Here is a 5,842-nt window from a genome sequence, read left to right as displayed (position 1 = left end):
GTCCGGATGAGTCACTTGGCGATGGTCTTGGCCGAGGAGTTCTTCGAGGTCGAGGCGTAGCCGGTCTTCGTGGCGGTGGCCTTGACCAGGATCTTCTTGCCCTTGAGGGCGGACGGGACGGTGTAGGTGGACTTGTTGCCACCGTTGGTGATCTTTGCCCAGTGCTTGCCGTCGGTGGTGGGCTTGAACCACTGGTAGCTGACCTTGGCGCCGGACGTCGCGGAGGAGGCCTTCGCGGTGACCGTGTTACCGACCTTGACGGTGCCGGAGATGGTGGGCTTGGAAACGTCGACGGTCTTCGGGGCCGGGAAGAGGGCTTCCTTCTGGGCTGCGGTCAGAGTGATCTCGTCACGGGTGACCAGGCTGGCACTGGCGATGTTGCCGTGAGCGGACCAAGTGACGACGTCGTAGTTCTTGGCCTTGTCCAGCTTGTCGGCAGCCGCCGTCACCGTGGTGGTGAAGACCCCGTTCTGGATGTTTGCGACGTAGGCGGCCCCGAGGGTGACGTCGGCGCCCTGTGGCGTGTCGTCGATCACCAGGTCGCGGTCCACGATGGCGGCGTAGAGGCCGCCGGAGGTGGGACCACCGACTGCGGGCGGAAGATCGGTGAAGTTCTCGCCATCCACCTTCACGCTCAGACCTGCAGCCTCGGAGGCCTCGGTGACGGTGAGGGTGGCGGCGGCGTCGGTCGCCGCATGGGCCGGGGCGGCCACGACCGAAACGAGTCCGATCATCGCCAGGGCGAAGGCGGCCACCATGGCCATGATGCGCTGCACTGCAGCACGAGTGAGGGTACGCATGAACGCTCCGAGGGGGTGATGAAGTCCGCCGCAAGTCACGTCGGACGAGTCGCAGTTTAGGCGACAGTCACCATATTTAAAAACTAACGTGTCGTGTTTTTGACTGAGTGTTACTTGTGTCGGTGCGGCAGCACCAGGCACAGCGGAACCAGCACCGCCATGGCCACCCAGGCCAACGCCGCGAAACTTGTCACGGCCAACAACGGCCCGGCACCGAAGGCCGCGATCGCGGCGCAGAGGTTCGCCAGTGAATCCAGGCCGCCTTGAGAAGCCGCACGGGTCTCCTCCGTGACGGAGGCGGTGAACAACGCTGAACCGGCCACGTTGGTGAAACTCCATCCCACCCCGAGCAGGATGAGGCACGCGATGATCCAACCTGTGTCGTGTGGCCGGAGGGAACCGGCCAGCAGGGACGCCACGAAGACGCAGACGCCGATCCACATCCCAGAGCGTGGACCCCACCGGTCCGCGACCCACCCGGCCACGGGGGAGAGCGCGTACATCCCCGCCACGTGCAGGGAGATCGTCAGCCCCACGAAGGTGACCGACCCGCCTTGGTGCTCCATGTGCACCGGGGTCATGGTCATCACCGCAACCATCACCACCTGTGCCGTGAGCACCGCGATCAACGCCAACCGCGCGTCCGCGTTGGTGCGCACCTCCGCGAACATGCGCTTGAACCCGCCCTTGGGTTTGATGCCGGTCTTGGGCGCGGCAACGGAGGTGGTGCCCGACGGCGAAGGCGGGGCTCCCGCCGTAGCGGCACCCACGGCGTCGGGCATGGGTCCCACGACGGCGCTTCGCGCCGTCAACAGTGGGTCCGGGCGAAGGAGGACCACGGCAACCAGGCCGGCCAGCGCCAGGCAGGCCGCGGCGACGAGGAAGGCCCCGGCGAAGACGGACAGGCCGGTGGCCGCGTGCAGGATTTCGCCAGGGACGCCGAGGTTGGGCCCGATCACGGAACCGAGCGTGCCCACCCACACCACGAGCGACAGGTGGCGGCCGCGGTGGCGCGGGTCGGACAGATCGGTGGCCGCGAAGCGCGACTGCAAGGCGGTCGCGGAGCCGGCGCCGATCAGCAGGAGCCCCACGAACAACGTGACGACCTCGGAGGCCTGGGCTGCGAAGATCAGCAAGGCCGACCCGGCGGCGGCGGTGAACCAACCGGTGGAGAGCGCCACCCTGCGGCCGCGGCCGGCGGCCAGGCGACCAAGGGGAAGGCCCAAGAGCGCCGCACCCAGGGTCGAGGCCGACCGTGCCAGGCCCGCCCACACCTCGCTGCTTGTAACCTGTTCCGCCACCAGGATGCCGATGGACGGGGCGACACCCACGCCCACGGTGCCGATGACCTGCATGATGACCAGAACGGTCAGGGTACGGCGCTGCAACGCTGCCGGTCCCACGGCGCTGCGGTCCTCGACTTTGGATCTGGGCACGCGAACATCGTATCCAGTGGGTTCAGGGAATGATGCAGCCAGTACCTGGACGCTCTTGGGTCTGCGGCGGTCCGGACCGGACAACGCCGGGCCCTCCGACCGATCAGACGTATCCCTCGCGGCGGGCCCTGATCACCGCCGTGGCGCGATCCGGAACGTCCAACTTCTTGTAGATGGCCCGCAAATGCGTCTTGAGTGTGTTCTCCGAGACGAAGAGTTCCTCAGCGATCTGCCTGCGAGTTTTCTCCTGGTCCAACAACATCAGGATCTGGCGTTCCCTCCGCGTCAGTCTGATCGAAGCGGTGAGGCCGTGTGGGCCCGTGACTCCGTTGAAGGATTGCGCGGGCAGGCCGAGGACACCGACCTCCCAGTCGGGAAATTCCGCTTGCGCGAAGGCGTGCAGCTGCGCGGAGAAGTAGGAGCGTTCCTGGCTGGTGAGTCCGCCACTGAAGGCCTGCAAGGAGCGCAGGACCTCGACGGCGCTCTCGCGATGATCCAGGGCGAGATACGCCTCGGCTTCGCCTGCCATGCCCCAGAACTTGAACTGTCTCAATCCTGCGGCACGGGGATTGCGGCGCAGGAGTTCGGCCATCTTGAGAGCCTCCGCCGGGCGCCCCGCGGCCAACAATGCCCTGAGCCGGATCGTCTGCACCTCGGGTTCCCGAGCGTCCGCCTGGTCCAGGAGGAAGAGGGCGCTGTCTGGGTCGTGCGGAACCTTGTCCGCTGCCCGTGCCACGTTCATGATGCTGCCGCAGAAGCCTTCCCCGAGAACACGGGGGAGGGGGAGAGCATCCATGGTGGCCAGCCGTTGCGCGACCTCCGATTGCCGACCGGCTCGCGCCAGGACCCGTGCGGTGGCGTGCACGTGGAACGGCCACATCTCTCCCACCTGGAAGGGCAGGATGGAATCCAGGAGTTCAAGGGCGTGATCGGGATTGTCGACCTCGAGCAGCGCGCGGGTGAGGGTCTCGTGCGCATCGATCTGCTCATTCGCCCATGAGCGCCCACGAGGAACCCGCTGAGACTGGGCCAGCGCCGTGCGGGCCGCACTCTGATCACCGAAGGCGGCGTGGACCAGTGCCATTTTGACGTAGGCGTCACGAACGATGAACCCGAGCAGCGGTTGGAACGGCTTGGACTGCACCGTGGTGAACAGTTGCACGGCGCGAGCGAAATCGCCGTCCAACATCGCGGTGACGCCGCCTTGCAACAGCAACACGAGTTCCCAACCGCCGTCGGAGCTGAACAGCGGATTGATCGCCATCAGACCGTCCTGCGCGTGGTCGAAGACCTCCATGGCCTCCCGTATACGGCCGCTGAGGCGGAGCTTGAACAAGTCGCTGACGCTGGCGATCCCGGTCTGGACGTCCGGTGGAACATCCTCCAAAGTAGGTGCACCCGGTGGGAGCTCGCCCTCGGCCGCCCCGAGGAAGGAGTAGAGGCTCTCCGCTTTGCCGGTCCCACGGGCGCCGTCCTGAAACGCGACGCGCAGCATGCGCGTCAGGTCGGCCGGCTGTATCCCAAACCAACATTCCAGGAAATTGCGTTCCAGAAGTTTGATGAACAGCGCGGAGTCGCCGGAGTCGAAAGCGGCCTGCACCGAGTCAAGGATGCGATCGATACGTTCCGGCTTGGCTGATGTGGACGCGCTGGGTTCGGCATACTCGCGCGCTTCGTCCAGAATGATCGCCCCTCCCTGCAAGGCTCGATGCGTGTGGGCCCACTGTAGCCCGGCCGAGGCGTGCCTGCATCGAACGATGAAACGAGGGGTAAAGATCACCCGTTCACGTCAAGAAGTCACCCGCTTTCAGGGTGAAGACGGCCAAACAGGCCCGCGGGTTTCAGGGAGCGCTCGGGGGGAAGAGGGCGTGGAGCCGGTATCGGCCGCACTCGAGTTCTCGGTGGGCAGGGTGATTTCAGGGTCACCCGCGGGTGAGATCGGGATGAAGTCGGTAGATCGCCCCCTGGTGCCTGGCAATCTCCCCTTCTGAGACAGTGCTCGGTCTGGGCCTGCTCTGGCCGGAGGGCGCACCCGATCCCCAGCGCTCTCCGGCGCACCCATGCGGTGACGTCCACCGCACCCTTGAGAATGCAAAAGGAAACCATGAGGAAACTCTTTAGTGAGGGCGGCCGTGCCAACTCGCCCAATCCGGAAAGCTCCGGACGAAAACGGCTCTCCAAACGCGCCATCGGCGGTGGGCTGAGTGCGGCGCTGGTCGCCGGCCTGGCCCTGACCACGGCATCACCGGCGCTCGCCGTGAGCAAGGTCGACAACGTCAGCATCGACTACGACCAGGCGCCCAAGGTAGACGTGGACACCACCACGTCGGACAAGGCCACCACAAAATTCGGTGTGCCGCCGGGCTCACCGGTCACGATGCACTACGGCGCGGGCGACAACGAACGTGCCAACATCAGGTCCTTCAGCGTGGGCGGTGTCGAGTATCAGGCCATCGCCAACGACGAAGCCGGCACCCGAATCGAGTTCCTGCGCCGCGACAACGACTACGTCAAGGGCGTCAGGGACAATCTCTGGTTGGCCAACCCCAAGGGTGCTGGTCTTGCCGGCTATACCGATGTGGTCGGTTCCGACATCACCAACGAGACGATGGAGTACGCGCTCGCGTCTCCCCGTCTCACCTCGGGCACCGACAACCTCTTCGCCAACGTCGCGAGCAACGGTGAACCAAACCCGAACAACATCGAGCGGGCCAGCCTTCTCAACGTGTCACCCGTGACCGCGGTGGATCCCGACAAGCTCGGCATCATGATCGCAGAACGTGGCGGTAACGACTCGTTCAAGATTGCTGCCGTCACCGGCGTGGACGCGGACGGTCACCCGAACCAGTGGGGCCCCATCGTCCCGGTGGAGGCCAGCCACTGGGGCACACTGATCCCGTCCATCACCTCAACGGTGATGATGAAGCAGCAGGGCGTGGACGCCCACTATCGCCCCTCCGACTGGACCGACTCCCAGCCCGTCACCGGGGTTTACGTGGACTTCGCCGAACTCGGGGTGGAGAAGAACCAGGTGGTCTACGGTGTCTCCCTGACCGGTGGCGACGAGGACTCCATGGAGACCGACCACGCCTGGAACACGAAGACCCCGTACAACGGTCCTGGTGGCCTCGACATGGTCTCGGCCTACTTCGCCTCCGCGGTTGAGCCCGGCCTCGACCTGAAGAAGACCTCCGATCCTGCCCCCGGCGCCACGGTGGAAGGCGGTCAGAAGATCACCTACACCGTCACGGCTCAGAACACCGGTGCCACCAACCTGGATCCCGCCACGGTCACGGACGACCTCTCCCAGGTCCTGGGCAAGGCCGAGTACAACGGTGACGCCACCGCCACCATCGGCGGCGACCAGGCCGGGGAGCTGACGGTCGACGGGACGGATCTGTCCTGGCAGGGAGTGCTTCGCCCGCTGGACACCCTGACCATCACCTACTCGGTGACGGTCAATGAGAACGCCTCGGGCGAACTCGTGAAGAACCGCGTGACCGCTTCGGGCACCCCGCCCACCGGCCCGCCCGTGACTCCTCCGCCTTCATATACCGAGCACCCAGTGGCCACCCCTGGCTTCGAGATCACCAATACCGCCGATCC

Annotated in this window: 4 protein-coding genes; 1 reads left to right on the top strand and 3 read right to left on the bottom strand. The window is 65.7% G+C overall.

The genetic code is table 11. The annotated features are described in order from the left end of the window. Positions 1-11: 11 nt before the first annotated feature. The 3 genes from Q0A15_RS10220 to Q0A15_RS10210 form a co-directional block, all read right to left on the bottom strand. Positions 12-800: a hypothetical protein gene (locus tag Q0A15_RS10220; RefSeq protein WP_291279427.1), complete on the bottom strand. Its 789-nt coding sequence runs from the start codon at positions 798-800 to the stop codon at positions 12-14. 110 nt (positions 801-910) lie between these two features. Continuing rightward, on the bottom strand, positions 911-2,236 hold the full coding sequence (locus Q0A15_RS10215) for an MFS transporter (protein ID WP_291279426.1): 1,326 nt from the start codon (positions 2,234-2,236) through the stop codon (positions 911-913). A 103-nt stretch (positions 2,237-2,339) separates the two neighbouring features. Continuing rightward, positions 2,340-3,938, bottom strand: a complete 1,599-nt coding sequence (locus tag Q0A15_RS10210) for a LuxR family transcriptional regulator (RefSeq protein ID WP_291279425.1) — start codon at positions 3,936-3,938, stop codon at positions 2,340-2,342. Between the two features lie 402 nt (positions 3,939-4,340). On the opposite strand from Q0A15_RS10210, the gene Q0A15_RS10205 reads away from it, so the two are divergent. Next, positions 4,341-5,842, top strand: a 1,502-nt coding sequence (locus tag Q0A15_RS10205; protein WP_291279424.1) for an isopeptide-forming domain-containing fimbrial protein, incomplete at its 3' end; no start/stop codon positions are given.

The sequence above is a fragment of the Galactobacter sp. genome, assembly GCF_022712295.1.
Classification (GTDB): domain Bacteria; phylum Actinomycetota; class Actinomycetes; order Actinomycetales; family Micrococcaceae; genus Galactobacter.
This window is presented reverse-complemented; position numbering and strand designations above follow the sequence as displayed.

Excerpts from the sequence above, each read along its gene's own strand:
- Q0A15_RS10220 (WP_291279427.1), bottom strand. The coding sequence starts at position 800 with ATGCGTACCCTCACTCGTGCTGCAGTGCAGCGCATCATGGCCATGGTG.